This window comes from Moraxella sp. K1664 (genome assembly GCF_039693965.1).
GTDB lineage: Bacteria > Pseudomonadota > Gammaproteobacteria > Pseudomonadales > Moraxellaceae > Moraxella.
This window is the reverse complement of the sequence record NZ_CP155576.1, coordinates 2,587,909-2,614,600: the sequence shown is the minus strand read 5'-3', so window position 1 is coordinate 2,614,600 and position 26,692 is coordinate 2,587,909. Positions and strand designations below refer to the sequence as shown.

At 44.0% G+C, this 26,692-nt stretch carries 29 protein-coding genes; 16 read left to right on the top strand and 13 right to left on the bottom strand.

Features of this window, described 5'->3' with window-relative positions:
• Positions 1-3 precede the first annotated feature (3 nt).
• A complete protein-coding gene (gene nrdB, locus AAHK14_RS12650) occupies positions 4-1,101 on the bottom strand; it encodes a class Ia ribonucleoside-diphosphate reductase subunit beta (protein WP_065255896.1) in 1,098 nt (365 codons plus the stop codon).
• Between the two features lie 82 nt (positions 1,102-1,183).
• Between nrdB and AAHK14_RS12645 the strand changes: the two genes are divergently transcribed.
• The 6 genes from AAHK14_RS12645 to AAHK14_RS12620 all read left to right on the top strand — a co-directional run bounded on the left by AAHK14_RS12645 (position 1,184) and on the right by AAHK14_RS12620 (position 4,997).
• The gene (locus tag AAHK14_RS12645; RefSeq protein ID WP_255518621.1) at positions 1,184-1,306 is read left to right on the top strand and encodes a hypothetical protein; all 123 of its coding nucleotides are present in this window, start codon (positions 1,184-1,186) and stop codon (positions 1,304-1,306) included.
• 393 nt (positions 1,307-1,699) lie between these two features.
• Positions 1,700-1,999 (top strand): hypothetical protein, encoded by a 300-nt coding sequence (locus tag AAHK14_RS12640; RefSeq protein ID WP_062498890.1) that lies wholly within the window; start codon positions 1,700-1,702, stop codon positions 1,997-1,999.
• A 101-nt stretch (positions 2,000-2,100) separates the two neighbouring features.
• Complete coding sequence (locus tag AAHK14_RS12635) at positions 2,101-2,304, top strand: hypothetical protein (RefSeq protein ID WP_062498889.1); 204 nt, start codon at positions 2,101-2,103, stop codon at positions 2,302-2,304.
• A gap of 215 nt (positions 2,305-2,519) precedes the next feature.
• Positions 2,520-3,089, top strand: a complete 570-nt coding sequence (gene dcd / locus AAHK14_RS12630; protein WP_065255859.1) for a dCTP deaminase — start codon at positions 2,520-2,522, stop codon at positions 3,087-3,089.
• Between the two features lie 53 nt (positions 3,090-3,142).
• The gene (locus AAHK14_RS12625) at positions 3,143-3,430 is read left to right on the top strand and encodes a polyhydroxyalkanoic acid system family protein (protein ID WP_065273985.1); all 288 of its coding nucleotides are present in this window, start codon (positions 3,143-3,145) and stop codon (positions 3,428-3,430) included.
• Positions 3,423-4,997 (top strand): D-alanyl-D-alanine carboxypeptidase, encoded by a 1,575-nt coding sequence (locus AAHK14_RS12620; RefSeq protein ID WP_156065093.1) that lies wholly within the window; start codon positions 3,423-3,425, stop codon positions 4,995-4,997. The genes AAHK14_RS12625 and AAHK14_RS12620 overlap by 8 nt, the downstream gene beginning before the upstream one ends.
• 61 nt (positions 4,998-5,058) lie before the next feature.
• Here AAHK14_RS12620 and AAHK14_RS12615 read toward each other — a convergent pair whose 3' ends face one another.
• From AAHK14_RS12615 to AAHK14_RS12605, 3 genes are all read right to left on the bottom strand, one after another.
• Positions 5,059-5,916 carry a M15 family metallopeptidase gene (locus AAHK14_RS12615; RefSeq protein WP_065255856.1) on the bottom strand — a complete coding sequence of 286 codons (858 nt, stop codon included), beginning with the start codon at positions 5,914-5,916 and terminating at the stop codon, positions 5,059-5,061.
• Between the two features lie 145 nt (positions 5,917-6,061).
• On the bottom strand, positions 6,062-6,373 hold the full coding sequence (locus AAHK14_RS12610; RefSeq protein WP_083108056.1) for an SH3 domain-containing protein: 312 nt from the start codon (positions 6,371-6,373) through the stop codon (positions 6,062-6,064).
• Positions 6,374-6,560: 187 nt separating this feature from the next.
• Complete coding sequence (locus AAHK14_RS12605; protein WP_062498883.1) at positions 6,561-6,833, bottom strand: hypothetical protein; 273 nt, start codon at positions 6,831-6,833, stop codon at positions 6,561-6,563.
• Positions 6,834-7,321: 488 nt separating this feature from the next.
• Here AAHK14_RS12605 and lolA point away from each other — a divergent pair, with 488 nt between their 5' ends.
• On the top strand, positions 7,322-7,945 hold the full coding sequence (lolA, locus tag AAHK14_RS12600) for an outer membrane lipoprotein chaperone LolA (RefSeq protein WP_065255855.1): 624 nt from the start codon (positions 7,322-7,324) through the stop codon (positions 7,943-7,945).
• Between the two features lie 76 nt (positions 7,946-8,021).
• On the opposite strand, the gene AAHK14_RS12595 is transcribed toward lolA, so the two are convergent.
• The 5 genes from AAHK14_RS12595 to AAHK14_RS12575 form a co-directional block, all read right to left on the bottom strand.
• Complete coding sequence (locus tag AAHK14_RS12595) at positions 8,022-9,473, bottom strand: NAD-dependent succinate-semialdehyde dehydrogenase (protein WP_065255854.1); 1,452 nt, start codon at positions 9,471-9,473, stop codon at positions 8,022-8,024.
• A gap of 50 nt (positions 9,474-9,523) precedes the next feature.
• Positions 9,524-10,087 (bottom strand): uracil-DNA glycosylase family protein, encoded by a 564-nt coding sequence (locus tag AAHK14_RS12590; protein ID WP_194092532.1) that lies wholly within the window; start codon positions 10,085-10,087, stop codon positions 9,524-9,526.
• A gap of 621 nt (positions 10,088-10,708) precedes the next feature.
• Complete coding sequence (locus tag AAHK14_RS12585) at positions 10,709-11,002, bottom strand: hypothetical protein (protein ID WP_065255851.1); 294 nt, start codon at positions 11,000-11,002, stop codon at positions 10,709-10,711.
• 173 nt (positions 11,003-11,175) lie between these two features.
• On the bottom strand, positions 11,176-13,251 hold the full coding sequence (gene uvrB / locus AAHK14_RS12580; RefSeq protein WP_065255850.1) for an excinuclease ABC subunit UvrB: 2,076 nt from the start codon (positions 13,249-13,251) through the stop codon (positions 11,176-11,178).
• A 76-nt stretch (positions 13,252-13,327) separates the two neighbouring features.
• Positions 13,328-13,717, bottom strand: coding sequence for a helix-turn-helix transcriptional regulator (locus AAHK14_RS12575; protein ID WP_083108058.1), 390 nt, complete (start codon positions 13,715-13,717; stop codon positions 13,328-13,330).
• A gap of 117 nt (positions 13,718-13,834) precedes the next feature.
• Here AAHK14_RS12575 and AAHK14_RS12570 point away from each other — a divergent pair, with 117 nt between their 5' ends.
• Positions 13,835-14,218: a hypothetical protein gene (locus AAHK14_RS12570; RefSeq protein WP_065255849.1), complete on the top strand. Its 384-nt coding sequence runs from the start codon at positions 13,835-13,837 to the stop codon at positions 14,216-14,218.
• A gap of 64 nt (positions 14,219-14,282) precedes the next feature.
• Here the strand turns inward: AAHK14_RS12570 and AAHK14_RS12565 are convergent, their stop codons facing one another.
• From AAHK14_RS12565 to AAHK14_RS12550, 4 genes are all read right to left on the bottom strand, one after another.
• Positions 14,283-14,798: a DUF2059 domain-containing protein gene (locus tag AAHK14_RS12565; RefSeq protein ID WP_065255848.1), complete on the bottom strand. Its 516-nt coding sequence runs from the start codon at positions 14,796-14,798 to the stop codon at positions 14,283-14,285.
• Between the two features lie 152 nt (positions 14,799-14,950).
• A complete protein-coding gene (locus tag AAHK14_RS12560; protein ID WP_083108060.1) occupies positions 14,951-16,303 on the bottom strand; it encodes a lytic murein transglycosylase in 1,353 nt (450 codons plus the stop codon).
• A 172-nt stretch (positions 16,304-16,475) separates the two neighbouring features.
• Positions 16,476-17,915 carry an L-serine ammonia-lyase gene (locus AAHK14_RS12555; protein ID WP_065255846.1) on the bottom strand — a complete coding sequence of 480 codons (1,440 nt, stop codon included), beginning with the start codon at positions 17,913-17,915 and terminating at the stop codon, positions 16,476-16,478.
• Between the two features lie 502 nt (positions 17,916-18,417).
• Entirely contained in the window at positions 18,418-19,341 is a 924-nt protein-coding gene (locus tag AAHK14_RS12550; protein ID WP_065255845.1) for a WG repeat-containing protein, read from the bottom strand.
• Positions 19,342-19,520: 179 nt separating this feature from the next.
• On the opposite strand from AAHK14_RS12550, the gene leuC reads away from it, so the two are divergent.
• From leuC to leuB, 8 genes are all read left to right on the top strand, one after another.
• Complete coding sequence (gene leuC / locus AAHK14_RS12545; protein WP_065255844.1) at positions 19,521-20,960, top strand: 3-isopropylmalate dehydratase large subunit; 1,440 nt, start codon at positions 19,521-19,523, stop codon at positions 20,958-20,960.
• 69 nt (positions 20,961-21,029) lie between these two features.
• Entirely contained in the window at positions 21,030-21,836 is an 807-nt protein-coding gene (locus AAHK14_RS12540; protein ID WP_065255843.1) for a hypothetical protein, read from the top strand.
• A gap of 55 nt (positions 21,837-21,891) precedes the next feature.
• The gene (locus tag AAHK14_RS12535) at positions 21,892-22,425 is read left to right on the top strand and encodes a YbhB/YbcL family Raf kinase inhibitor-like protein (protein WP_065255842.1); all 534 of its coding nucleotides are present in this window, start codon (positions 21,892-21,894) and stop codon (positions 22,423-22,425) included.
• A gap of 306 nt (positions 22,426-22,731) precedes the next feature.
• Positions 22,732-23,760: an IS110 family transposase gene (locus AAHK14_RS12530; RefSeq protein WP_083108321.1), complete on the top strand. Its 1,029-nt coding sequence runs from the start codon at positions 22,732-22,734 to the stop codon at positions 23,758-23,760.
• A gap of 103 nt (positions 23,761-23,863) precedes the next feature.
• A complete protein-coding gene (locus tag AAHK14_RS12525; RefSeq protein ID WP_065256252.1) occupies positions 23,864-24,151 on the top strand; it encodes a GIY-YIG nuclease family protein in 288 nt (95 codons plus the stop codon).
• Positions 24,152-24,318: 167 nt separating this feature from the next.
• Positions 24,319-24,969, top strand: a complete 651-nt coding sequence (gene leuD / locus AAHK14_RS12520; RefSeq protein ID WP_065256253.1) for a 3-isopropylmalate dehydratase small subunit — start codon at positions 24,319-24,321, stop codon at positions 24,967-24,969.
• 17 nt (positions 24,970-24,986) lie between these two features.
• Entirely contained in the window at positions 24,987-25,574 is a 588-nt protein-coding gene (locus AAHK14_RS12515) for a hypothetical protein (protein ID WP_065274014.1), read from the top strand.
• A gap of 21 nt (positions 25,575-25,595) precedes the next feature.
• Positions 25,596-26,666: a 3-isopropylmalate dehydrogenase gene (gene leuB / locus AAHK14_RS12510; protein WP_065256255.1), complete on the top strand. Its 1,071-nt coding sequence runs from the start codon at positions 25,596-25,598 to the stop codon at positions 26,664-26,666.
• Positions 26,667-26,692 lie beyond the last annotated feature (26 nt).

Sequence of the window (26,692 nt, the reverse complement as noted above, 5' to 3'; positions counted from 1 at the left end):
TGATTAGAGTTCAAAATCGTCCAAATCCACCCCGTCCAAATCACTGTCAATCTGACCGACCAAATAAGTGGTGATTTCGGTTTCTTGGGGGGCAACTTGCACGTTGTCCGATGACAACCACGCATTTATCCAAGGAATGGGGTTGGATTTGGTCTCAAAAATGGCAGGCAGACCAATCGCCAGCATACGGGTATTGGTGATGTACTCAACATACTGGCACAGAATATCACGGTTAAGACCGATGATAGAGCCGTCTTTGAACAGATAGCTTGCCCAGTCTTTTTCTTGCTCGGCAGCGACACGGAAAATCTCAATCGCTTCGTCTTGGCATTCTTTGGCAATCTCCACCATCTCTGGGTCATCTTGACCTTGTCGCATGAGATTGATGATGTGCTGTGTGCCGTTTAGGTGCAGGGCTTCATCACGGGCAATCATCTTGATGATTTTGGCGTTGCCTTCCATGACTTTATTTTCGGCAAAGGCAAATGAGCAAGCAAACGACACATAAAAACGAATGGCTTCTAGCACATTAACCGCCACGATACATAGGTAGAGTTTCTTTTTGAGTTCACGCAAATCGCCTTTGCCTGTCAAGTTATACAACTGACTGGCTTCGTACAAATCATCATAATAAATGGCGATGTCTTTGGCACGGGCAAGGATATGCTCGTTATCCATAATATCATCAAAAATCACGCTCGGGTCATTGACGATGTTGCGAATGATGTGCGTATAACTGCGGCTGTGAATGGTCTCACTAAACGACCATGTCTCAATCCATGTCTCTAACTCTGGCAAAGACACAATGGGTAATAGCACCGCATTGGGGCTACGTCCTTGAATGCTGTCAAGTAAGGTTTGGTATTTTAAGTTGGACAAAAAAATGTGCTGAGCAGGGGCGGATAACTCACTAAAATCAATCCTATCACGGCTAACGTCTATCTCCTCAGGTCGCCAAAAAAACGACAACTGCTTTTCAATGAGCTGTTCAAACACAGGATGACGCTGTTGGTCATAGCGAGAGACGTTCACCGCTTGCCCAAAAAACATGGGTTCTTTTAGGGGGTCGTTTTTGGTTTGGGGAAAGATAGAATACTGCATGACACTCTCTGATGATTGATTTTTATAAATAAAGGGAAGTTGGGTCTTGTTGTCTAGGGCGTGTTGAACTTTGGTATTTGCAATGAAAAATGAGAAAAATCGCATGTTTTTCAAGGAAAAAACGCAGGTTGATAGTTATTCTATCAAGCAAGTTTTTGACGATGAAAAACAAGATTTAGCCATTTTTCATGCAAAAATTGATTGAAATTGTCAATTTTTCATCTTATTTTATAAGAATGTTATCAATGTTCAACATGCCCTAAATATGGTGTTATTTTAAAATAAAATCACTATATCATGTGTTTTATGGCGTGCCATTTTAGCATAATTTTTATGGCTTGGCAGGACTTTTTTGGCAAAATGGGGAAAATTTTGGATAAGGAATTGATTTTGTGAGATTTTAAGTGGGGCGGTGGTGGGCTTGATGACAACTTGATGAATCAATCTATTTGTTGTGGCAAATACCAAAGGCGGGTATGTCCTGAACAAACACCCGTCTAAAAAATCTCCATAACCAAAATCCAAAAATTGTGTTACAATGGCGATACATATAAATCATTCATTTTAAATCAATTTGTGTTTACACGGGGAGATTCTCATGATTTATGCAGTATCGGTGGTGTGGTACGCACTGATTTTTGCCCTTGGTATGGCATTCATCAAAAAAATGCCTGACCGTGCCGAGCGGTGGGTGGGCATTTTGGTGTTTATCGGTTTTTGTGCACAGATTTTGATTAATTATGTTGGACTTGGGCATTTGGGGGCGTTTGAATCACTGGCTCATCTTGACCATGACCGCAGTGCTTTTAATTTGATGGTGCTGTGCCTTATCAGTATTTTTTGCTATTCGGCATTGTTTGTGATATTAATTAAGGCTTATGATTATTATCAAGAGTGATGATTTGTCTTGACATGAGATTGATAATTGTTTTAAAATAAAAGCCTTAATGTTTGTAGGGCTTTATTGCAGGCATAAAATGGATTGGTAGGAGAATTTCCATGATTTATTTGCTGTCATTTATTGTTTATCTTATCGTCTTTGCCATTGGTGTTTATTTTATTGTCATTCATTCCAAAAAGGCAACTGCCATCACGCATGGGGTTTGTGCGGTGGGTTTTGTCATACAGCTACTCATAAACTACCTGTTTTGGGGTAACGTGTCGGCATTTGGTTTTTTGTCAAACATCATTAATAACGAGTGAACTTTAACCAACTTGCTGATACTGTTCGTGACCAGTGTGGTATGTTATGGTTTGCTTTTTGTGGTGTTTGCTAAGTTAAATGACTATTATCATGAATGACTGGCTATAAAAGTGTGGCAAGAAGAACCGTCATTTGGCGGTTTTTTCATGTGTTTTAATTTTAAAAAGCCAAGAATTTTGCTATAATGCTTTGTCCCGTATCATAAGAGAATAACATGTCGATTAAGTCAGACCGCTGGATTCGCCAAATGGCGACCGAACATGAGATGATTGCCCCGTTTGAACCTAGTCAAGTCCGCCATAACAGCAATGGCGAGAAAATCGTAAGCTACGGCACATCAAGCTATGGTTATGATGTCCGCTGTGCCAATGAGTTTAAGGTATTTACCAACGTGCATTCTGCCATCGTTGACCCTAAGAACTTTGATGAACGTAGTTTTATTGATATTGTTGGCGATGAATGTATCATTCCGCCCAACTCATTTGCCCTAGCTCGCACGGTGGAGTATTTTAAAATCCCCCGTGATGTGCTGACCATTTGTTTGGGTAAATCCACCTATGCTCGCTGTGGTATCATCGTTAATGTCACGCCCTTAGAGCCAGAGTGGGAAGGGCATGTTACCTTAGAGTTTAGTAACACCACCAATCTACCTGCCCGTATCTATGCCGGCGAGGGCGTGGCTCAAATGCTGTTTTTCCAGTCCGATGAAGTCTGTGAAACGTCCTACAAAGATAGGGGTGGTAAATATCAAGGGCAAACGGGTGTTACTTTGCCAAAAACTTAACTTGTCATTTACCATTTACCATTTACCATTTATTATTTTAAAAAGAGAATATCATGTCTGATTTACGCATTGAAAAACGTCATAACTTTGACCTTGCCACTGCTCGCACCAAAGCCAAAGCATGGCTAGAAGAGGCAAAGCAAGAGTTTGATTTTGAGGCGACCTACCAAGAGGGAGCGGACAGCGATACCGTGAGTATCACTAAGGCGGGTGTGGATGGACGTGCGTTTTTGGACAGTGATAAAGTCATCTTTGAGGCGGATTTGAACTTTTTGGCAAAACCGTTTAAGGGCATGATTAGTAGTGGTATCCAAGAGGGGTTGGATAAGTATTTTGCCTAAGTTTCGCCTAAGTCTGATGAGGTATTGCCTAATTTGGCTTGGGTTGATGGCAGGGGCGATGCCACTGGCAAATGCTCATGAGTCACACGCCCAGCCCCAAGCCGTCCCGTCCGTGCCACTGCCAACTGCCATCACAGATAAGATGAGCAGGGCAGGGCTTAGTGGTCATGAGATGAGCGTCTGGATTAAGCCTGTTGGGAAGGTTGGGGAGACTGGGGAGCAAATCCCGCTTATCAATCATCTGGCAGACACACCACGCACCCCAGCGTCCACCCAAAAGCTCATCACCACCGCCATCGCCTTAGATTTGTTGGGGGCGGATTATCATTGGCAGACACGACTCTATGCCGATGGCGTGGTGGTGGGTGATACCCTGTATGGTAATCTTATCATCAAAGGCAGTGGCGACCCATCACTGACTCATGACCGCCTTAGTGCCATGTTTTCACAGCTGACGGCTCGGGGCGTGCGTCACATTAAGGGCGACATCATTGTCGATAATACTGGCTTTGTCAATGTCGCCCAAGATGTCAATGCTTTTGACGGGCAGGGACTGCGAGCCTACAATGCCCAGCCCAATGCCTTTTTGATAAATTTTGGCACGCTTGAAGTGAGTATGATACCATCGGGTACATGGGTGTTTGGGTCGGGGCAGACAACCGGGCAGGATGTCACGATTGGTGAACCTGTGCCGTATTTTCGTCCGACAGATGGGACGGTTGCGGTGCAGGTATTGCCAAAGTTGGCGGATTTTCACGCACCGACCATGATACAGGGCGATATCCAGTCATGTCGCACCAAGCCAAAATTTGGCTTATCTGCCGATACTTTGACCATCACAGGACAAGTGGGTGTGAGCTGTGGGCAGGCGAGTGAGTGGCTAACCTTTGCTGACAGCGAAGCGTTTATTACCAGAGCGGTCAAAGGTACATGGCAAGCCCTTGATAAGGACTTTGTTGGGCAGGTTAGGTTGCGACAGCCTTATGATGGGGCAGGGCGAACGTTATCGCCTTTGCTGTCCTTTGCGTCCAAGCCTTTGTCTGAGCAGGTATATCAGATTAACCAATACTCTAATAACGTCATGACCGAGCAAGTGGCGTTATCTTTGCCTCTGATGATGGGTCAAAAAACGAGCGATTACCCCAAAAGTTTTGCCCTGATAAATACATGGTGGCAACAACATCTTACCACGCCTGCCCCCATCATGAGCCGAGCGTCAGGACTGTGCCGAGATTGTGTGGTTGCCCCTAGGGCGTTGGGTGAGCTGTTAGCATTTAGTCAGACTAAGCCGACATTTGAGACATTTAAAGCGTCTTTGCCGATTGTGGGGCAGACAGGCACGATGGCAACCTTTGCCAGACGCCGTCCCCATAGTCCCGCCATCGGACGTGCCTTTATCAAGACTGGCAGACTAAATAATGTGGCAAGCATTGCAGGCTATGTCATGGGACAGTCAGGTAAGATGTACGTGGTGGTTGCCATCATCAATGCCGATGGGGCGGGCAATAACACGCACGCCCATGATGTACTAGATGAAGTGATAGAGTGGACGGCAGGGCAGTCCTAATATAAATCATAAAAATAAAGCAGTCCCAAAACTGCTTTATTTTTATGCATTTAACAAACCATTAACAGCGACGATTGATGCTATCGGCAAAGACATAAGAGAACTCTTTGTTTTTGCCTTCAAAACGCCAATGCCACGATTCTTCGGAAACACCACTATATCTAGAATAGTCAGGGGTAAAAGTTTGGTAAAAACCGTACTCATGGGCATGCTGTTGTAGCCAACGATACCCTGCTGTTTTGGCAAAGTTATGGTCAATCGGGGAGAAGTCCACCGCAAGCCCTGTATGATGTTCAGAGTAGCCAGGGTGTGAGGATGTATGATAGATTTGCTTGGCACTTTGCCCTTGTTTTTTCTTATTGGCAACGATTTGGGCTTGACGGCTTGACGTGCGTAAGATAGAGCCAGGGGTTAGCGTGACCCCGTCAGCACGAGCCGCTTTAATCATCTCTTGTAAGGCAGGCTTGGCGGCACGATGAATCTTGAATTTTGGGTCACTGCCATAGCCACTAGGCACAAGGTCGCTAGGGTCGGCATCGGCATATCTAAAATGCTTGATACCCACTTTTAGAGCTTCGGGGGCACATACCGAACCTGTGGCATTAGCATCATATTGGGGTGTTGGCGTGTTAAAATTGCCTTGCTCTACTTGATAGGCGGGGCCTTGGTTCATCGCTTGCTGTGGCTGGTGTTGATGATGGGTCTGTTGGTTTTGGTTGTACCCTGTATAAGACCGCCCACTTTGGTCGGCAATGGCGGTAGGGTTAGTGGGTTGGCTGATGACGTGAACGGTGTTTTTGCTTGGGCTTGCGATATACCCCGAGCCTGATTGGTTGTTTGTAAAAGTTGCAATCGCACCAACCGTGCCAACCCCCAAAAGCCCTGCACCAATCAATAAATCTCTTGTGCGTTTTTTCATAAAATTACCTAAATCATTCATTATTAGATTACCATTACTAAGTGGATTGTTGTGGGTTTTTAAAATACCCAAATAAAAATGGTTGAATCAGATTGCAAAACGAGCAATGCAAAAAATGCATCGCTCGCCTTTTAAATATCATGGATTAACTGCAAATATAATCTGAGCGAGCCCAGCCGACACTGCGACCGAATTTAACTTTGTACCACACCCAACCATTAGAGTTGCGTTCGCCAATGATACTAACATCACTTCCGTTAGACATGCGAGCTAGAACTTTATAATTCTGACCAGGGCCTGAACGGAGGAGTACATTACCATTGGTTTGGTGAGTGCAGGCATATCCGTATGAGCCACCGCCGTTATAGGCAGGACCTACTTTGGCAGAAATGTTGGTAGAAAAACCGATGGCACTGGTCGCAATCAAAGCGATAAATAATGATTTTAACTTCATCATCAATACTCCATAAGCAGATAAATATTGGGCGATACAGGTATTGTAAAATACATTTGTATTCTATAAAATACTACCATGATTTCTTGTTTAAAACAACAAAATTATTGTAACAAACAAGCAACAATTAATCGCCAAAAAACAACCGTTTATTCAACTGCTTATGATGGCTGATTAAAGCTGATTAAAGTTATTGGTCAACTTTTTTGCAGACATTTTCCAAGGCTTTTTCTATTAACTGCTCGCTGACTCCTTGTTCTTTGAGTTCGTTAATAAAGGCAACATCATCACTAAGAGAGTATTCGGAATTATCACGGTCAAGCCCTTGACGGATATAAAAGCGAATGAGTGGTTGAATGCACTCAAAGCCATGCTCGCCCTTGACTTTTTCCAAATGTTCCACAATCTCGCCCGTCAAACGCAGATGAATGGGGCGTAAGGTGTGGTTGTGATTAAGATACATAAAACACCGTCTTTTTAAAATGATTAAAATGGGGGCTTATGTTACCAATATTTGGGTGAAATTTCAATGAATATTCCTGATTGGCATTCATTTAAAGTTATTTAAAATCTTTTAAAAGTTGGCGATTGCCGACATTTGATTTGACCGATGATTTTGGTAAAATGGCAAAAGTTTTGATAAAAATGATAAAAACAAGCCAAAACTGATAAAATCACGGCACGATTATCAAGTTTAGCCAAAAATTAGCCACATAGAAGTAACATTACCCCCAAATTTTTGCAAAACTAGGCTAGATTGCAACATAAAAACGTGGCACAATGACCCCACTTTCCAAGAGTGCCTTAAATTGCATTGATGGCTTTTTAAGAGCGTTTAATGGCTGTTTTATGATTATGGGACAATTTTTTAATCAGCTTTTAATCAGTCTTTAAAGCCATAAAAAGTGGCATAAGGCATTCAAACCAATCATTTTATTATTTGGAGTTATCATGAATACAAAAATCGCCCTAAGCACATTGGCATTGACTTTGCTTCCCATGACGGCTTTGACCGCTCATGCTAATGACACGGCAGTGACCAATTTAAATAACCTGCTTAAAAACACCAAATCAATGACCGCCAATTTCTCACAAACGACTAAAGCAGGCGGGAAAAGCCAAAGTTTTAGCGGTAGCATGGCGGTAGAGCGTGGCAACAAATTTCGCTGGGACACCAAATCGCCATCAGAACAGCTCATCGTGGCAAATGGCAGTACCATGTGGGTGTATGATAAGGACTTGCAACAAGCAACCAAGCAGTCGGTAAATAACCAAGTCGGGGACGCACCTGCATTGCTATTATCAGGCGACCCCAATCAAATCACACGCAATTTTACCGTCAGTCAGCCAAGCAAAGGCAAAAACTACTATGTTCTAAAACCCAAATCAAGTTCGGCTAATTTTAGAGATTTGTCAATCAGTTTTAATGGCGGCAAGCCTGTGATGATGGTGTTAAATGACAGTATCGGACAGACCACGTCGATTCGTTTTAGCAACATTAATATCAATAAAAACATTCCTGCCAGTCAATTTAGCTTTACCCCACCTAAGGGAGTGGACGTGATTAATCAGTAAAGGTAAAAAGTAAAGGTAAAAACGCCAAAACCGCCATTTTAGATAGGATGGCGGTTTTTGGTTGCATAATATTTAATCAACTTACATCCATACACCAGTACTTTGTGGTGAGATATTCATCCAAGCCATATTTTGAGCCTTCACGTCCAAACCCTGACTGCTTAACCCCGCCAAATGGAGCGACTTCGGTAGAGAGTAGCCCTGTATTTTGGGCGACCATGCCGTATTCTAGGGCTTCACTCACTCGCCATGCTCGGGCGTGGCTTTGGGTGTAAAAATAGGACGCCAAACCATAGGGGGTATTATTGGCGTGGCGAATGACTTCTTTTTCATCATCAAACACAAAAATCGGAGCAATCGGAGCAAAAATCTCTTCGTGGGCGATGTCCATGTCGTCCGTGATGTCCGTGATGACTGTTGGTAAAAAACAGCGTGCGTGTGTGGGGTGGGGCTTGCCCCCTGTGATGAGTGTCGCTCCTTTATCTAGGGCATCTTGGAGCAGTTTTTGGGTTTTTTGCACGGCGGTATCATTGATAAGACAGCCGATGTCCGTGTCATCTGACAGCCCATTGCCAACGTGTAAGTCATTGACTTCTTTGGTAAATTTGGCAATGAACTCATCTTTTATCTTTTGATGAACATATATGCGGTTGGCACACACGCACGTCTGCCCTGCGTTACGATATTTGGACGCTATCGCCCCCTTGACCGCCTTATCAATGTCGGCATCGTCAAACACGATAAAAGGAGCGTTACCGCCAAGCTCCAAGGAGAGCTTTTTGACCGTACTGGCACATTGCTCCATGAGCAGTTTTCCGACCCGAGTAGAGCCTGTAAAGGACAGCTTTTTAATGCGTTCATCGGACGTGAGTACGCCCCCGATAATGTCCGCTTGACCTGTTACGATTTGTAAAACACCCTTAGGAATGCCTGCTTGCATGGCAAGCTCGCCTAGGGCAAGGGCAGAAAAAGGCGTTTGGCTATCAGGCTTGACAATCATCACACACCCTGACGCTAGGGCGGGGGCGACTTTACGGGTAATCATCGCTGACGGGAAGTTCCACGGCGTGATACTGGCACACACGCCCACGGGCTGTTTTAGCACCACATAGCGTAGGCTAGCGTTCGGGCTGGGTATCACATCCCCATACGCCCGTTTGGCTTCATCGGCAAAAAAGCGGATAAAGCTGTTGGCATAACCAATCTCCCCACGAGATTCTTTTAAGGGTTTGCCTTGCTCTGTGGTCATGATGATGGCTAAGTCTTCACGATGTTCATCAATCAAATCCGCCCAGCGGTGTAAAATGACCGCTCGTTCATTGGCGGTTAGACTTGCCCATGATTTTTGGGCTTCATCGGCAAAACCGATGGCTTCTACGACTTCATCGGCGGACAAATCGGGAATGGTGCCGATTTTTTCATCATTAAAGGGGTTAAACACGTCTATGGTATTGGCGGATTTGGCGGATTGCCATGTGTTATTGATGAGTGCGTGTTCGTGGAATAATGTGGGGTTGGATAATTTCATAAAAACTCCTATTGGCGGTCATGCTGTGCATGGTAGTTATACAATCATATTTATAAGTCTAATTTCTCAAACACCGCCCTATAAAATTGTGCCTTTTTATCAAGGACAAGCGGATACGCCCGTGATGATGACGGCAGACGGTGCAGAGTAACAATTTTATTGTCAAAGGTTAGCTCTACCGATTGCCCAACTTTTGGGATTTTTATATCAAAATTGGACAATAGAATCTCGCTCGCTTTTTCGCCTGTGGTGATGATATGGTTGCAATCAGGCAAAGTGGCTAATAAGCCTTTGATGTCGGATTTTTGGATAATGGTTAAAAATTTATCGGACGCATTGTTATTTTCACGAATGACTGTTTTGGCAGTGTCGTAAATGGCAATGCCTTTTTGGGTTAAAAAATCTTTTAAAAGTGCTTCTTTAAACTTTTTGCCGTCAATAAAATACTCTTTATCATCAAAAAATACCAAACCCATAATCCGCCACATATCGTTATTTAAATTGGGATAATAAAAATTCATCGCCCAGCGAATGGGCGGTGGCGGAAAACTGCCAAGCATCAGCACTTTGGCATGGGGTGGGGTAAATGGGGCTAAGGGGTGGGATTCTTGCATAATATTCTATAACAAAACAAAACCGTTTATAATAAAACAAAACCGTCCGCCCGACTTGCTTTTTTATCAAAGGTATGGGGCGTACCCACCCTTTGTAACTCAATTGGTTTTTGAAAATTTTTAGAATTAAACTTTCAGTTTTTGCATGAAAAATGGCTAAATCTTGTTTTTCATCGTCAAAAGCTTGTTTGATAGAATGGCTATCAAACTTCACTTTTTCCTTGAAAAACGTGCGATTTTTCTCATTTTTCATTGCAAATACAAAAGGCGGGTACGCCCAAACAGGCAAATTATGCAAACTACGACTTTTGCACGCTATCAATAAATCAGACAAATCAAAAGTATTATTTTGGGCGTATAGTAGGGTTTGTTGTAGATGATTGGCTTGCTCAAACGTTAAAAAAGGAAAATTTAATAAAGCTAATAGCGAATGGATAATTTCATTTCTGGGGATTTTATAACTAAATGCCAATACCCAATTTACTTCCAAAACCACCAATAAAGAGATAAAACCTTGTTCATTATCTGTATGTAATTTTTGAAATAACGTCACCACTTTTTGATATTGCACGGTATCGTCTTTGGTTAAATAACGCACCAAAATATTAGTATCAAGACTAATCATAACTCCGCCTTATCCATTTGTGAAAAATGGTGGTTTATGCCGTCATTCATCTCATCAATGGTTAGCGGTTGTTTGACATAAGGGGCAAGCAGTCCGCCTGTATTTTCAATCATGGCAAGTACATCATCATCTTTGGCAGTTTTTTGATTGTTTTTAAAACTTACCAAGCGATGAGAATGGGTTAAGTCATCAATCAACCACTTAGGAAACACCACACTACCGTCCGCATTGAGTGGCAACATGATAGACAAACTGCTGTCGGTGGGGCTATTGATGATGATTTGGGTCATGGTATGCTCCTTGGGTGTCCGTTAAGTGTACCATAAAAGGCGTATTTTGTCCCACTTCAACTTTATATAATTGGTTGATTTATCAAGGGCGAATTGCAATTCGCCCCTACAACCAAAAAAATAATTATTAAAAATCAATGAGTTATAATTTTAAGTTGAGCATGGAGTATGTTTTACAGTTTGTTAAACTCATCTTTTAACGCCAGCATGGTATCACGCACTCTCATCGCTTCTTCAAATTTTAGCTCACCCGAGAGTTTTTTCATTTGTTTTTCTAGGCGGTTAATTTCTTTTATCATAAGCTCAGGACGGCGTAGGATTTCCACATCAATGTCATTTAGGGCAAAAGGCACATCAATTGTTGGGGCGTCCACGCTCTCAATTTCGCCCGTGTCAATCTTATCGGTGATGGCACGGCTTGCCGATTTTGGCGTAATGCCATGCTCGGTATTAAAGGCGATTTGCTTGGCTCGTCTGCGTTCGGTCTCATCTATCGCCTTTTGCATGGACGGCGTAATGCTATCAGCGTACAAAATCGCCTTGCCATTGACGTGCCGTGCCGCCCGCCCAATGGTCTGAATGAGTGACCGCTCCGAGCGTAAAAAGCCTTCTTTGTCCGCATCAAAAATCGCCACAAGCGACACCTCAGGCATATCCAAGCCTTCACGCAAAAGGTTAATACCCACCAGCACATCATGCACCCCTGTTCGAAGTTCATGAATGATTTTCATGCGTTCTACCGTATCAATGTCGCTGTGTAAATATGCCACACGCACGCCATATTCTTTTAAATAACTGGTCAAATCCTCCGCCATGCGTTTGGTGAGCGTGGTAATCAGCACTCGCTCATTGAGTGGCTTACGCAGGTTAATCTCGCCAAGCACATCGTCCACTTGGGTGAGTACGGGGCGTATTTCTAGTATGGGGTCAATGAGTCCTGTGGGGCGGACGACTTGCTCGACCACTTGCTCGCTATGTTCCAACTCATAAGGGGCAGGGGTTGCCGATACAAAGATACGAGTTGGCACGACCGCCTCCCATTCTTCAAACATCATGGGGCGGTTATCCATGGCGGACGGCAAGCGAAAGCCATAATTAACCAAGTTTTCTTTGCGACTTCTATCGCCCTTGTACATCGCTCCGATTTGGGGAACGGTAACGTGGCTTTCGTCCAAAAACACCAACGCATCAGACGGTAGATAGTCAAAAAGTGTGGGCGGTGCCTCGCCTGCCTGTCGCCCTGACAGATGACGAGAGTAGTTCTCAATGCCGTTACAGTAGCCTAACTGCTGTATCATCTCTAAGTCGTATTGGGTGCGTTCTTTGATACGCTGGGCTTCTAGTAGCTTATCATGCGAGCGAAAATAGTCTAACCGCTCGGCAAGCTCTTCTTTAATCGTACCCATTGCCACTTCTAATTTTTCTCGTGGGGTAACGTAGTGAGATTTGGGGTAGATGGTAATGCGTGGCACGGATTTGATGTTTTTGCCCGTCAAAGGGTCAAACCATGTGATTTTTTCGACTTCATCATCAAACATGCTAATCCGCACCGCCAACTGTTCGCTCTCGGCAGGGTAGATGTCCAAGGTCTCGCCATGTAAGCGATAAGTGCCACGCCCAAAGTCCAGCTCGTTGCGTTCGTATTGTAGCTCAACCAAGCGTTTGATAAGGTTGGTTCTGTCCACGACATCGCCCACGACCACGTGCAGGAGCATTTTTAGGTAACTCTCAGGGTCGCCCAAACCATAAATGGCGGACACACTCGCCACAATGATGGTATCACGGCGTTCGAGTAAGGCACGAGTGGCGGACAGTCGCATTTGGTCGATGTGGTCGTTGATGGCAGAATCCTTTTCAATAAAGGTATCGCTCGCCACGACATACGCCTCAGGCTGATAGTAGTCATAATAACTGACAAAGTACTCTACCGCATTATGGGGGAAAAATTCCTTAAACTCGCCATAAAGCTGTGCCGCCAGCGTCTTGTTATGAGCCATGATAATCGCAGGTCGCCCCAAGCTCTCAATGACCTTTGCCATGGTATAAGTCTTACCCGAGCCTGTCACACCAAGCAAAAGTTGGTCTTTTTTGCCTGCCTTGACCCCGTCCACTAGGGACTGTATGGCGGTTGGTTGGTCGCCACTGGGGGCAAAGGGCGTAACCATTTTAAAGACTTTATCGTCATTGCCTAGTTGTTTGGTAAGCTGACTTTCGGTGATTTTGGCACGAGTGGTTTTGGGCTGTTGCATGGTGTTGTTGTTATCAAAAGAAATCCTTATCATAATGGGGTCATGATAAGGATTTGCAAGCGATGGTAGGGCGGACTTATTCTATTAATTTACGCAAAAGTTCTATTTCTCTATCTTTGCTCTCAATGATGTCTTGTTGGTGTCTTAGCCGACTTTCAAGCAATTCAATCTTGTGTAACAATTCGCTATCACTGTGATAATTATTTTGGTGCTGGATAATGCCAATGGCACTGGCATTATTTTGTGAGCCATGAATGGAATTGTAATAATTGTTTTTCAAAAGGTCTAAAATATCCACTTCTAAAATCTCAGCGATTTTTGATAATTTGCTATGAATGATAGACGTTTCGCCACGTTCAATCTTGCCATAAGCACTAACCGACATATCCAAACGCTCCGCCATATCTTGTTGGGAGAGTTGGCGAAAGTCTCTGATTTTGCGGATATTTTCATGAATGGTAGCCACTGCTCATCGCCCTAAAAAATAGTGAAATTCGGTAAATTTTAGCACTTTTTGGGTATGGCGTAAAGGGCTGAAAGTGGCTAAAATCTATAAAACCCCTAGTCTAAAATGGAGTCAACCATGAGCGTAACCAATAAAGTTTCCATTGTTGATAATCGAGTGATTATCACAGTAATAGATACAGAAAAAGAGAAAAAGTCTGGCTTATTAAGCCGAGCGGTGGATTTTGTTAAAGAAAACCCAGTTAAAACTGCCGTTGCGGTGGGCGTAGCAACAGGTGGTGCTGGATATGTTGCCGCTCCTGCCATTGCAGCGAGTATAGGGGCGACGGGTGCATTAGGAGCTGCATCAACTGGCACAGCGATTAGCACATTAAAAGGTATCGCCTTAACCAATGCGTCTTTGGCAAAAATTGGTGGCTCGGTCGTAGGTGGCAAAGCGGTCATCACAGGCACGGCAGGCACGGTAGGAGCAGTTGCTAGTAAGACAATCAGTGATAAATAAGCTTTAATAAAAATGGGTAAAAATCTAAATGGGTCGGATTTACTCTGACCCATTTTTATGCAACTTATTTATTTAAAATCTTCTTAACATCATCCTGCATTTTTTTAAGATGTTTGTTTTCGTAGGCTTCTACGGTTTTTTTGTTGCTCTCGCCTGCACTTTTCATATAGGACTCAAAGACGGCATCTTGTTTTTTTAAGGCACTTTGCCCGTCTTTACTGCCATAAAAAGCAATCATGGCATCCACTTCGGCTTGACTAAATGACTTGGCGGCGTTTAGGTAGGATTTTTTAAGCCCGTCTTTGGTTGCTTTGGTGTCTAGGCTTTTAATAAGACCTTCGGCATAGTCGTCAAAGGCTTTTAGGGCTTTTTTGCGTTGGTCGTCGGTGAGTGTATTGTCCTGTGCCATGCCCTGAGCGATTGCCATGCGTTCCATTTCAAGTGGGGCAACGACCGCTTGGTAAAATGTGGATTCGTAAGGCATGATTTTGGCAAGTTCTTCTAGGGATTGATTGCTCGGTGCAGCAAAGGCACTGGCACAAAATAGGGTGCTAAGCAGTAGTAGGGATTTGATTTTCATAACAGCTCCAAAGGTTAAAAGTTAAAAGTGCTATAATCTAACAGATTTTTATCAAGATGAAAAGTTTTAAATTGTTATCATTTGCAACGATGGCTTAACCGCATGATGAGCGATTAAATAAAAAGTCGGTACATCACGCACCGACTTTTGTATTACCAGACCAAGCCACGCACCGAGTTTTGGGTGATAAAACCATCAGGAATGCGTCCATTATCCGCCTGCCAGCGAGCAAAGGCACGAGAGGTGTTCGCTCCTGCCACGCCGTCCGCTTTACCGGCAGAGTAACCTTTGGTGTTTAAGGCTTCTTGTAAGCGAATGACTTCTGAGCGAGACAGTGGCTGTTCGTGGCGTGGCCAGTTGCCACGAATGCCAGCACCGCCAGCGATACGTTTGGCAAGGGTTGCCACGGCTAGGGCGTAGCTAGATGAGTTGTTATAAACTTTGATAACGTCAAAGTTGGGTGTCAGTAGCAGGGCAGGACCATTCACGCCGGCAGGTAACCACAGCTCGGCTTGGGCATGACCGCCAAAGTACTCGCCATTGGCAGAGACCACGCCCAAGGATTTCCACGATTCTAGGGACTGTTTTTGCCCTAAGAGTTGGTAGTTAAAGCCAGTTGGCAGGCGAACTTCATAAAAAGCGTCCACACCTGACACCCAACCGCTTGCCCCTAGATAATGGGCGGTGGAGGTGAGAGCGTCCGAGATTGTCCACGGGTTTTTTTGTCCATCGCCGTTACCGTCCACGCCGTATTTTATCCAAGTAGAGGGGATAAATTGGGTATGACCCATGCCCCCTGCCCATGACCCACGCAGTTGTGAACGGCTGACATCGCCACGCTCTATCATCTGTAACATGGCAAGCAGTTCACCTTCGGCAAAATTGCGACGGCGACCATCAAAGGCAAGGCTAGATAAGGCATCGACTAAGTCGGTTGAGCCGGTGCCTGCCCCATATGAGGACTCAATACCCCAAATGGCGACCATTATCTCTTTGGGGACACCATATTGGTTTTCGGCTCGTGAGAGTAGGGAAGGGTATTCACGTAATTTGGCTCTACCGTTAGAGACACGCCCTGAGGTAACGGCAGATTCCACGTACGACCACGGCATTTTGGAGAATTCGGCTTGGCGACCGTCTAGGCTGATGACCTGTGAGTTGAGACTGGCACTGCCCATCAGTGCATGCACCGCATGAGAGACATGACCGCCAGCGATGGTGCGAGTGATAAAGTCGCTTTTCCAATCGCCAAAACTGCCATAGTAACGATTTTCTACCGATGGGGCAGGCGTGGGCGTGGGGGCGGTTATTGGGGCGGTTGGTGTTTGGGGCTGAACAATGACCACACGAGACGGGGCAGGCGTGGGCGTTGGTGTCTTAACCACGATGGGTCGCTGTGGTGCTTGGGGAGCCGAAGCACAGGACAGTAGCGTGATGGTGGCAACAGCCACAGCGGACAGGCGAAAAGTAGGGTGGTCTAGCAGAGTTGTTACAGAATAAGTCATGAGTATTTAGCGGTAAAAATTTGTTGCCATTGTACACAGTTATGAGAGTTTTGGCAATGATATTTACATATTTGGCGAAGTAAAGATAGATAAACAAAAAGACGGAGTAAAACATCTACACCCGTCTTTTATTTGCCCTGCTAAATCTTGTTAAAGGAGTTTGTTGGTGTCATCAACACTGGCTAAATCCCACGCCCACATGACCGACTACTGCCACAGGAATGCGGTTATCGGCATGGATAGCCAGTCCACCACGAGCGGTTTCTTTGTATTTGTCCATCATGTCAAGTCCGGTCTCTTTCATGGTCAAAATGGCTTTGTCCAGTGAGACATGGTGCGAGCCATCGCCACGCAGGGCAAGGCGAGCGGCGTTAATCGCCTTGACCGATGCCATCGCATTGCGTTCAATACAAGGCACTTGCACCAGTCCTGCAATGGGATCGCAGGTCAGCCCTAAGTTATGTTCTAGCCCAATCTCGGCGGCGTTGAGACATTGGGCGACCGTACCGCCCATGACGTGAGCCAGTCCTGCTGCTGCCATCGCGCAGGCAGAGCCAACTTCGCCCTGACAGCCAACTTCCGCCCCTGAAATGGACGCATTTTGTTTGATTAACGCCCCAATCGCCCCTGCCACGAGCAAAAATTCACGCACGCCCTGATAACTAAATGACGGAATAAAGCCTTGATAATAATGTAGCACCGCAGGGATAATACCCGCCGCCCCATTGGTGGGAGCGGTAACGACCCGTCCGCCTGAGGCGTTTTGTTCATTGACCGCCAGAGCGTATAGGTTCACCCAATCCATCGCAAGCAGTCCGCCATCGGCTTTGCCATATTCTTTGCTAAGCTGGTCATATAAGGCTTTGGCACGGCGTTTGACGTTCAGACCGCCGGGCAGGATACCATCTTTTTGGTAGCCGGCATTGACACACGCCTGCATGGTTGCCCAGATGTCGTTAAGATAATCTTTAACTTCTTCTTCATCTCGGACAGCAGTTTCGTTGTGGAGCATAAGCTCGCTAATGCTAAACCCATGCGTGTGGCATAACCGTTCAATGTCCGCTCCCAGCTCAAAGGGATAAGGGTAGGGCGATTTTTTGGGGGTATCTAGTTGCTCTTGTGCGGTTTGGGCTTTAAATTCATCATTATCCACGACAAATCCACCCCCAATAGAAAAGTAGGTTTCGCTGATACGAGTGCCATCGGCTAAGGTGGCGATGAGTGTCATGCCGTTAGGGTGTTGGGGCAGGGTAACATCGCTATACCATAAGATGTCAGTGGTTTCATCAAAATCAATGATATGACGACCGCCCAAGTTCATCTTTTGGTGCGTGCGAATGTCTGATAAATACTCGTCCGTGCGTTCGGTGTCTAGCGTGCGTGGGGCGTGTCCGAGTAGTCCAAGCAAGGTAGCGGTATCGGTGGCGTGTCCCTTGCCCGTGGCGGACAGCGAGCCATATAGCTCTATGGTAATGCCTGTAATCGGACTAAAATCGCCATGCAGTCGCTCATCTAACAGTGCCAAAAACCGCCCACTGGCGACCATTGGACCGACCGTGTGCGAGCTTGAAGGGCCAACACCGATTTTAAACATGTCAAAAATACTAATCATAAAAAGTCCTTTATAAAGTTATTTTACCGTGTGACAAAATGAATTGTTGAATTAAGATAATCTGACAGGCAGACGTATAAACAGTTCTGTTTTAAAATGCATGACTAGATAACCACATCAGATGGGTTGATATTTTAGCATGATTGATGGGGATTTGATACAAAATATCCGACCAAATGTGATTTTGGTTGGATTTAAAATAATGGAGTATTTAGAGCGTACCTACCATTGATGACATTTTTATAAAATAAACTTCAATCTCAATTTAAAGTTGCAACTTATTGATTTTCCAATGATTATTTTTTGGGTTGTAGGGGCGAATTGCAATTCGCCCTTGATAAATCAATCACTTATACAAAGTTGAGAATAAGGTAAAATAAGATAAAAATTTAACGTTTTAAATCAATTTTTGCATAAAAAACGTGCGATTCCCCTGCTTTTTTAAACAGTCATTTTTCATTGCAAATACCAAAGGCGGGCACGTCCTAAAAATAATCAATCCTTAACAAGCCACATTAACCCCTTGCGAATTGATACACAGCTTGTCGCCATTATTTAGATTGCCAATCCATGCCTTGCCGTTTTTAAACATCAGCGGTTCGGGCAGTTCGGGATTTTTAGTGCTGTCCAAAATAAACCCGTCTTTATGAAAACGAAAATCGATGACCAGTTGCCCACTTTTATCAATAAAGCCCCAATTATCGCCCATGCGTACCCCTGCCAGATTCTCACTATAAGCTCGGACATCATCAAAGGCGTAGATAATCATCGGCACGCCCTTGTCATCGACAAAGCCCCATTTGCCGTCTTGTTGTCTTGGCGTGAGTGTCAGGTGCGTGCTCGGGTTTGGCAGACTGCCTTGGGCAAGTGTCGGCTCTGGGGTGGGCGATGGGTTGGGGGCTTGCCGTGTGCGATTGCCGTTCTTGTCGATGGCGTAGGTGCTACCGCCAGCGGTGACGGTGGCAAGACCTTGGGAGTAGTCGCTGATGTGACTGATGGCTCGCTCGGGACGGACGATGACCTTGCCCCGAGTGTCTAGCACGCCAAAGCCACGGTTTTGTTTGATGATGATACGTTCGCCCCGCACGCCCCTTGCCCATTGGTTGCCGTCTATGCGGTCGTAGTTAAAGGCGATGACGGTTTTGCCTTTGTCATTGATGTAGCCGACTTTACCGTTTTTTAGGGCAGGGAGTAGCCCGTTTCTAAACTCCGAGCCTAGCACCGCGTCATAAGCGAATAAATCGGCTGTTTTGTTGCCTTTTTTGTCCAAAAGTGCCACGGGCGAGCCGTTGTCTTTGACCGCCAAAAATACGCCCGAACGTGCGGTACAGCTGACGTTTTTATAGTGGCTTTTGGGCAGGGTACAGGCGTGAGCTAGGGGTGTGAGCGAGCCGAGCAGTAGGGCGGTGACTAGGTATTTTTTCATAAAAACAATGCGTGGGAATTTGGGCTATTTTATCATAAGTGGCAAGATTATCATGCCAAAAAACTTTTTCCAAAAAGTTAAATAAACCATAAAAATTATAAATTATTGTTATTTTTAAAGTGTGTTATAATCTTTTAAAATTCAACATACCCAGACCATTTTACATTTGGAGAATAACAATGGCAGGCAAAACCCCCCAAGCGACAGCGAAAACATTGTATGACAAACTTTGGGACGACCATTTGGTCAAACAGCGTGATGACGGCTCATCACTTATCTACATTGACCGCCAACTGTTACATGAAGTAACTTCCCCCCAAGCCTTTGAAGGCTTAGAGCTTAATAACCGTAAGCCGTGGCGACTGTCGGCAAATATCGCAACGCCCGACCACAACGTCCCAACTTCTAAAAACGAGCGTGAGCAAGGCATTGCAGGGATTGCTGATGACACCTCTCGCATTCAAGTCAAAACCCTTGATGACAACTGCAAATCCTTTAATGTCGTGCAATTTGGTATCAATGATGTCCGTCAAGGCATTGTTCACGTTGTCGGGCCTGAGCAGGGTTTGACCCTACCAGGCATGACGGTGGTGTGTGGGGATAGCCATACTGCCACGCATGGGGCATTGGGCTGTTTGGCTCACGGTATCGGCACATCAGAAGTAGAGCACGTCCTTGCCACGCAGTGCCTTGTCCAAAAGAAAATGAAAAATATGCTTGTCCGTGTGGACGGCAAATTGGGCAAAGGCGTTACGCCAAAAGATGTCGTGCTTGCTATCATCGGTAAAATCGGCACGGCAGGCGGGACAGGACACGCCATTGAATTTGGTGGACAAGTGTTCCGTGATATGTCCATTGAAGGGCGTATGACCGTGTGTAACATGGCGATTGAAGGCGGTGCTAGGGTCGGTCTTGTGGCGGTGGACGATAAGACCACCTCCTATGTTAAAGGTCGCCCCTACGCCCCAACAGGCGATGACTGGGAGCGTGCGGTCGCTTATTGGAACACCTTGCATTCGGACGATGACGCTCATTTTGATACGGTGGTCGTGCTAAATGGCGATGAGATTGAGCCACAGGTATCGTGGGGAACATCGCCTGAAATGGTCATTCCCATTAGCCAAAACGTGCCAACCCTAGCCGATGCCAAAGATGACGTCCAGCGTAATGACTGGACTCGTGCCTATCAATATATGGGGCTAACGGCAGGGCAGCCGCTATCCGAGATTCAGCTTGACCGTGTGTTTATCGGCTCTTGCACCAACTCACGCATTGAAGACATTCGTGCAGCGGCAGAAGTTGTCAAGGGTCGTAAGGTCGCCCCAAGTATCAAACAAGCGATGATTGTGGCAGGGTCGGGTTTGGTCAAAGAGCAAGCCGAGCAAGAAGGGCTTGATAAAATCTTTACCGAAGCAGGCTTTGAATGGCGTGAACCAGGCTGTTCTATGTGCCTTGCGATGAATGCTGATAAACTGCAATCAGGCGAGCATTGTGCCAGTACGTCCAACCGTAACTTTGAAGGTCGTCAAGGCAATGGCGGTCGCACGCACCTAGTATCTCCTGCCATGGCAGCAGCGGCGGCGATTGCGGGGCATTTTGTGGACGTGCGAACGTTTTGAGATGATAAAATAAGATAATCTGTGCTAGAATGGGTTATCTTATTTTTTAACTTTAATTGGAGTGTTGTTATGTCAAATGAATCAAATTTCACCTATGAGCTGATTGAAAAATCTTTGGCTTTACCTGGTATTAAAGTTGAGCGAAATGCTTTTTTACTTGATGTTTTTAAAGGCAAGGTTCAGCAATCTGATATTTCACTATTGCTGGAAAAAGGTCCAATCGCATCAGGCTTAATTTCTCAAAAGGAAGCCAAAAAGACCGCCATAATGGTTGCTAATAAAAGAAAGTTGATGTGTTCTAGCGGTTCTTTTTTGGCGGGTCTGCCTGGTGGATTAGCATTAGCGGCGACAGTGCCTGCTGATTTATTACAATTCTTTGCCTTTAATTTGCGTTTAGCCCAAGAAATTGCCTATATTTATGGCTATCAAGATTTTTGGAATGGCGATGTGTTAAATCATGAAAAAGTTGAACATGAATTAATGTTATTCTTGGGTGTTATGTTTGGTATTGGTGGGGCATCACAATTAACTCGATTAACAGCAGGAAATTTATCAAAACAAGCTCTAAAAAAATTACCACAAATGGCATTAACCAAAACATGGTATTACCCATTGGTTAAAAAAATTGCAGGAATGATTGGTATAAAATTAACAAAAGATACTTTTGCAAAAGGTGTTTCTAAGGCTATTCCTGTTATGGGTGGTATTATTTCAGGTGGTATTACTTATGCATCTATGGATAAGATGAGTAAAAGATTATATGAAACTTTTGATGTGGCGGTAGAATACACCGATGAAGAGATTTCAGATGATTTAAAAAACCTTAAAAAACAAATGCCAGATATTTTTGAAGGCGAGTTTAAGCAAATTGATTGATATTTAAATTGATTAATTTGTATTAGTTTGATTATAAGTGAATTAAGGAAAAACCATGACCGACCTAACCCAAAACACCTACCTAGACGTGCGTAATCCCACTCAAATCACAGGCGAGATGACCCTAAAATGTAGCGACATTGCCGAAGGTAGCACGCTATCAAATGATTATGTCGCTAACATTTGGGGCTATACAGGGGGTAACATTAGCCCAGAGCTTGAGTGGGGTAACGCTCCTGCCGATACCAAAAGTTTTGTGCTAACCATGTACGACCCTGATGCACCGACAGGCTCGGGCTTTTGGCATTGGAATGCCTTTAATATCCCTGCCGACTGGAATAAACTTCCCAAAGGTCAATCCAATGATTTTGGAAATGGCATTGTAGAATTGCAAAATGATGCAGGATCAAACGGTTTTATCGGGGCATTCCCGCCCAAAGGCGACAAACCACACCGCTATATTTTTACGCTATACGCCCTAAATGACGTGCTAGATTTGCCAAATACCATTAGTCCTGCGGTACTCGGCTTTAATTTAAATGGCAAAGTGTTGGCAACGGCAAGTTTGACAGCTTATTATAGTTGGTAATTTTTTTGGTGGTAGCTCAAAAGTATGCCAAACTAGGTTTTTCGCTCACCACCAGTCTGCCTGCGGGTGGAAGGAAAACCGTCATGGTTCGACAAGCTCACCACGAATGGTTTTCTAACTAACTAAGAGTAGCTTTTTAAAAAAAATCCGTTCGCCCTTGTATCAACCCAACACCAAACCTAGATTATCTGCTAGAATGTTGTTGGGTTATACAAGCAAAGAGAACACGGGTTCGCCCTTAGTGTCTTAACACTGGTGCTCAGATGGTGTCCTTTGCTTGTCATCTTAACTCTGAATGGTATCTAAGTGCGTTTATTAAAACAGACACTGCATAAACAAGGCAAGAGACAGATGATACACTATATTGGCATAGACATCAGCAAAGCAAAGTTTGATGTTGCATTTATAAACCCAAGCACAAATAAAGTAAAAACCAAGGTTTTTAACAACAACAAAGCAGGCTTTGATTTACTGCTTGCTTGGTTAAAAACCAATGTCAGCAATCATCTTGATGAGCTACACATCATCCTAGAAGCAACAGGGGTTTATCATGAACACCTAAGTGAGTTTCTTGATGATAATAATATCAAGCAAAGCATTGTCAATCCTAACTATGTCCGCAAATTTGCAGACAGTTTGGGGGTAATCCATAAAACTGATAAAAAAGACAGCATTATTTTATCAAGGTATGGTTATAGCCACAAGCCTGAGGTTTGGGTAGCACCTAGCATTGAAGCCAAACAGCTAAAAGCTCTATTGGCTCGCTTAGAAGCACTCAAAGAAGATTTGCAACGAGAGCAAAACCGACAAGAGTTGCTCTTATCACCCAATCTGCCCGATTTGGTTAAAGCATCCATGCAAACAGTCATCAGTGTCCTTCAAGAGGAAATTGCCAAACTCACCAAAGACATTGATGACTTTGTTGACAAACAACCAAGTTTAAAGCAAGACAAAACCTTACTTGAAACCATTGACGGTATTGGTTCTGTTATTGCCAAAGAAGTGGTATGCTTAATACATACCAAACAATTTAAAAAAGCCTCACAGATGGCTTCGTTTTTAGGCTTAATACCCAAACAAAGACAGTCAGGTGTCTTTAAGGGAGCAACCAAACTGTCCAAACAAGGGCAAGTCTCTTTGCGTGCTAAGCTGTATATGTCTGCAATGAGTGCCATTCGTTATAATAGCACCATTAAGGCATTTTATGAACGATTACAACAAAACGGTAAAACCAAAATGCAAGCCTTATGTGCTTGTATGCGTAAATTGGTACATATCTGTTTTGGTGTTATCAAAACCCAAACATCCTTTGAGCAACAAGTATCTTTAAGTTAGTTTGTAAGATACTAGATACCAGATACTTAAAAAACCATTGACTTAGGTGGGGTATCATGGTATCTGAGCTTGTCGAAGGGTGAAGGATTTTTGGAATTGATAGATGTTTTGGGTGTATATTTTGCAATGTTCAGATGATAGTTTTTATGTTGGTCATTCTGATGATTTACAAAAGCGGTTATATGAACATGAAACAGGGTTATTTTCAACCTGCTATACATTTAATAAACGTCCTATTCAGTTGGTTTTTACAGAGCAGTTTGAAAGCCGAGAAAATGCATTGGCTCGTGAAAGACAATTAAAAGGTTGGTCAAGAGCAAAGAAAATCGCCTTGATAAATAGCGATTGGGATAAATTGATTTTATTATCAAAAAGTTATTTTAATTCTTGATAATGTTAAGTTCTCTGCTCGCTCTGAGTTGGGAAAGAAAACCGTCATGGTTCGACAAGCTCACCACGAACGGTTTTCTAGCACACTTGAACAATTTGCTAATACGCCATGAGTAGTTTTCTCAAAAAAATTCACTTAAACAAATCTTTTTTAAAAAAGGAAAAGCTATGAAAAAATACACCACCGAAATCGGCATTGTTGCCCCGTTAGACCGTGCCAATGTAGACACCGATTTGATTATCCCCAAGCAGTTTTTAAAATCCATTAAACGCACAGGGTTTGGCGATAATTTATTTGACGAATTGCGTTATTTGGACGAAGGCTTTTTGGGGCAGGACATTGCCAAACGCCCAAAAAATCCTGATTTTGTCCTAAACCAAGACCGCTATGCTGGTGCGACAATCCTGCTTGCTCGTGCTAATTTTGGTTGTGGGTCTAGCCGTGAACACGCCCCTTGGGCATTGAATGAATACGGTTTTCGTACTGTGATTGCTCCAAGTTTTGCCGATATTTTTTATAATAACTGCTTTAAAAATGGCATGCTCCCTGTGATTTTATCAGAGGGCGACATTGATGAATTATTTAAAGAATGTTTTGATAATGTCGGCTATCAATTAACCGTAGATTTGGCAAATCAAAAAGTGATTAGCCCAAGCGGTAAAGAATACGCCTTTGACGTGGACGAATTTCGTAAGCATTGCTTATTAAATGGCTTAGATGATATTGGTTTGACTTTGCAAAATGCGGACGATATTAAAGCCTTTGAAGAAAAAGCCAAACAAGAACGCCCTTGGGTATTTAAAGAATTGACGGCTTGATTTTTAGGAATTTCCCAATGATAGATATTGAAAATATTCTTAAACAACTTGCTAAAAAACGCCCTGTTTTTCATTCGGAAGCGGATTTTCAACACGCTTTGGCGTGGGAAATTCAAATGTGTTATCCAAATGCAAATATCCGTATTGAAAAACCATATCTGATTGACGGTAGACCATTTTACATTGATTTAATTGTTGAAATTGATGATAAAATAATTGCCATTGAATTAAAGTATAAAACGAAGAAGTTTGAATTTGAATTAAATGGCGAAAATTTTTCTTTAAGAAATCATGGTGCTCAAAATTGGGGGCGTTACCATTTTGTTAATGATATCGTTAGGCTTGAAAAGCTAATGGAAAAGTTTGAAATATCGCAAGGCTATGCCATATTTCTAACAAATGATATATATTATCAAAGTAAGCCAAAAGACAATACTGATTATTTTGATTTTGGCTTGCAAAATGAAAAGATATTATCAGGAACCTTGAAATGGAAAGATGAGAAAAAGATAGATAAGACATTGCAGTTAAAAAATGATTATCTGTTAAATTGGCAACAATACGAGCCAACATATCAATTTCAATATTTAATTGTTAAAGTTTAAAGTAACAAAAGGAAAACCCCCATGACAAAACACATTGCCATTTTAGAAGGCGACGGTATCGGTCCTGAGATTATCGCCCAAGCCGTGAAGGTACTTGATAAACTCATCGCTGACGGTTTGGACGTAAGCTATGAATACGCTTATTTGGGCGGTTCGGCATATGACAAATACGGCTCGCCATATCCTAGCCAGACCCAAGCCATTTGCCAAAAGGCGGATGCAGTGCTATTAGGTGCGGTTGGCTCGCCCCAGTATGACAACCTTGACCGCCCACTGCGTCCTGAGCGTGGACTTTTGGCGATTCGTAAGGATTTAAATTTATTTGCCAATTTGCGTCCTGCGATTTTGTATAAAGAATTGGCAAATGCGTCCACATTAAAACCCGAAGTCGTATCAGGATTGGATATTTTGATTGTGCGTGAGCTGACGGGCGACATTTATTTTGGCGAGCCACGGGGCATTCACACCAACGACAAGGGCGAGCGTGAAGGCTTTAACACCATGCGTTATAGCGAAAGCGAGATTCGCCGTATCGCTCATGTGTCGTTCCAATCCGCCCAAAAACGTGGCAAAAAGCTGTGTAGCGTGGATAAGGCGAACGTATTGGAGACGACCGAGCTGTGGAAAGAGATTTTCACGGACGTTGCCAAAGAGTACCCTGACGTTGAGCTGTCGCATATGTATGTGGACAACTGTGCCATGCAACTGGTTAAAGCTCCCAAGCAGTTTGATGTGATTGCCACGGGCAATATTTTTGGCGATATTTTGTCCGACCAAGCGTCCATGCTCACAGGCTCTATCGGCATGCTACCGTCTGCAAGCCTAAACGAGACGGGCAAAGGGCTGTACGAGCCGTCTCATGGCTCTGCCCCCGACATTGCAGGGCAGGATAAGGCAAATCCACTGGCGACCATTTTGTCGCTTGCCATGCTTGTGCGTTATAGCCTAAATGATGAAAATCGTGCGGTGAGAATAGAACAAGCGGTGCAAAAAGTGTTAGAACAAGGCTATCGCACGGCGGATATTTATGAAGACGGCACGACATTGGTTGGCTGTGCGGACATGGGCGATAAAGTGGTGCAGGCGTTGTAAGCCTTGTTAACTTAACACAAAAAGCC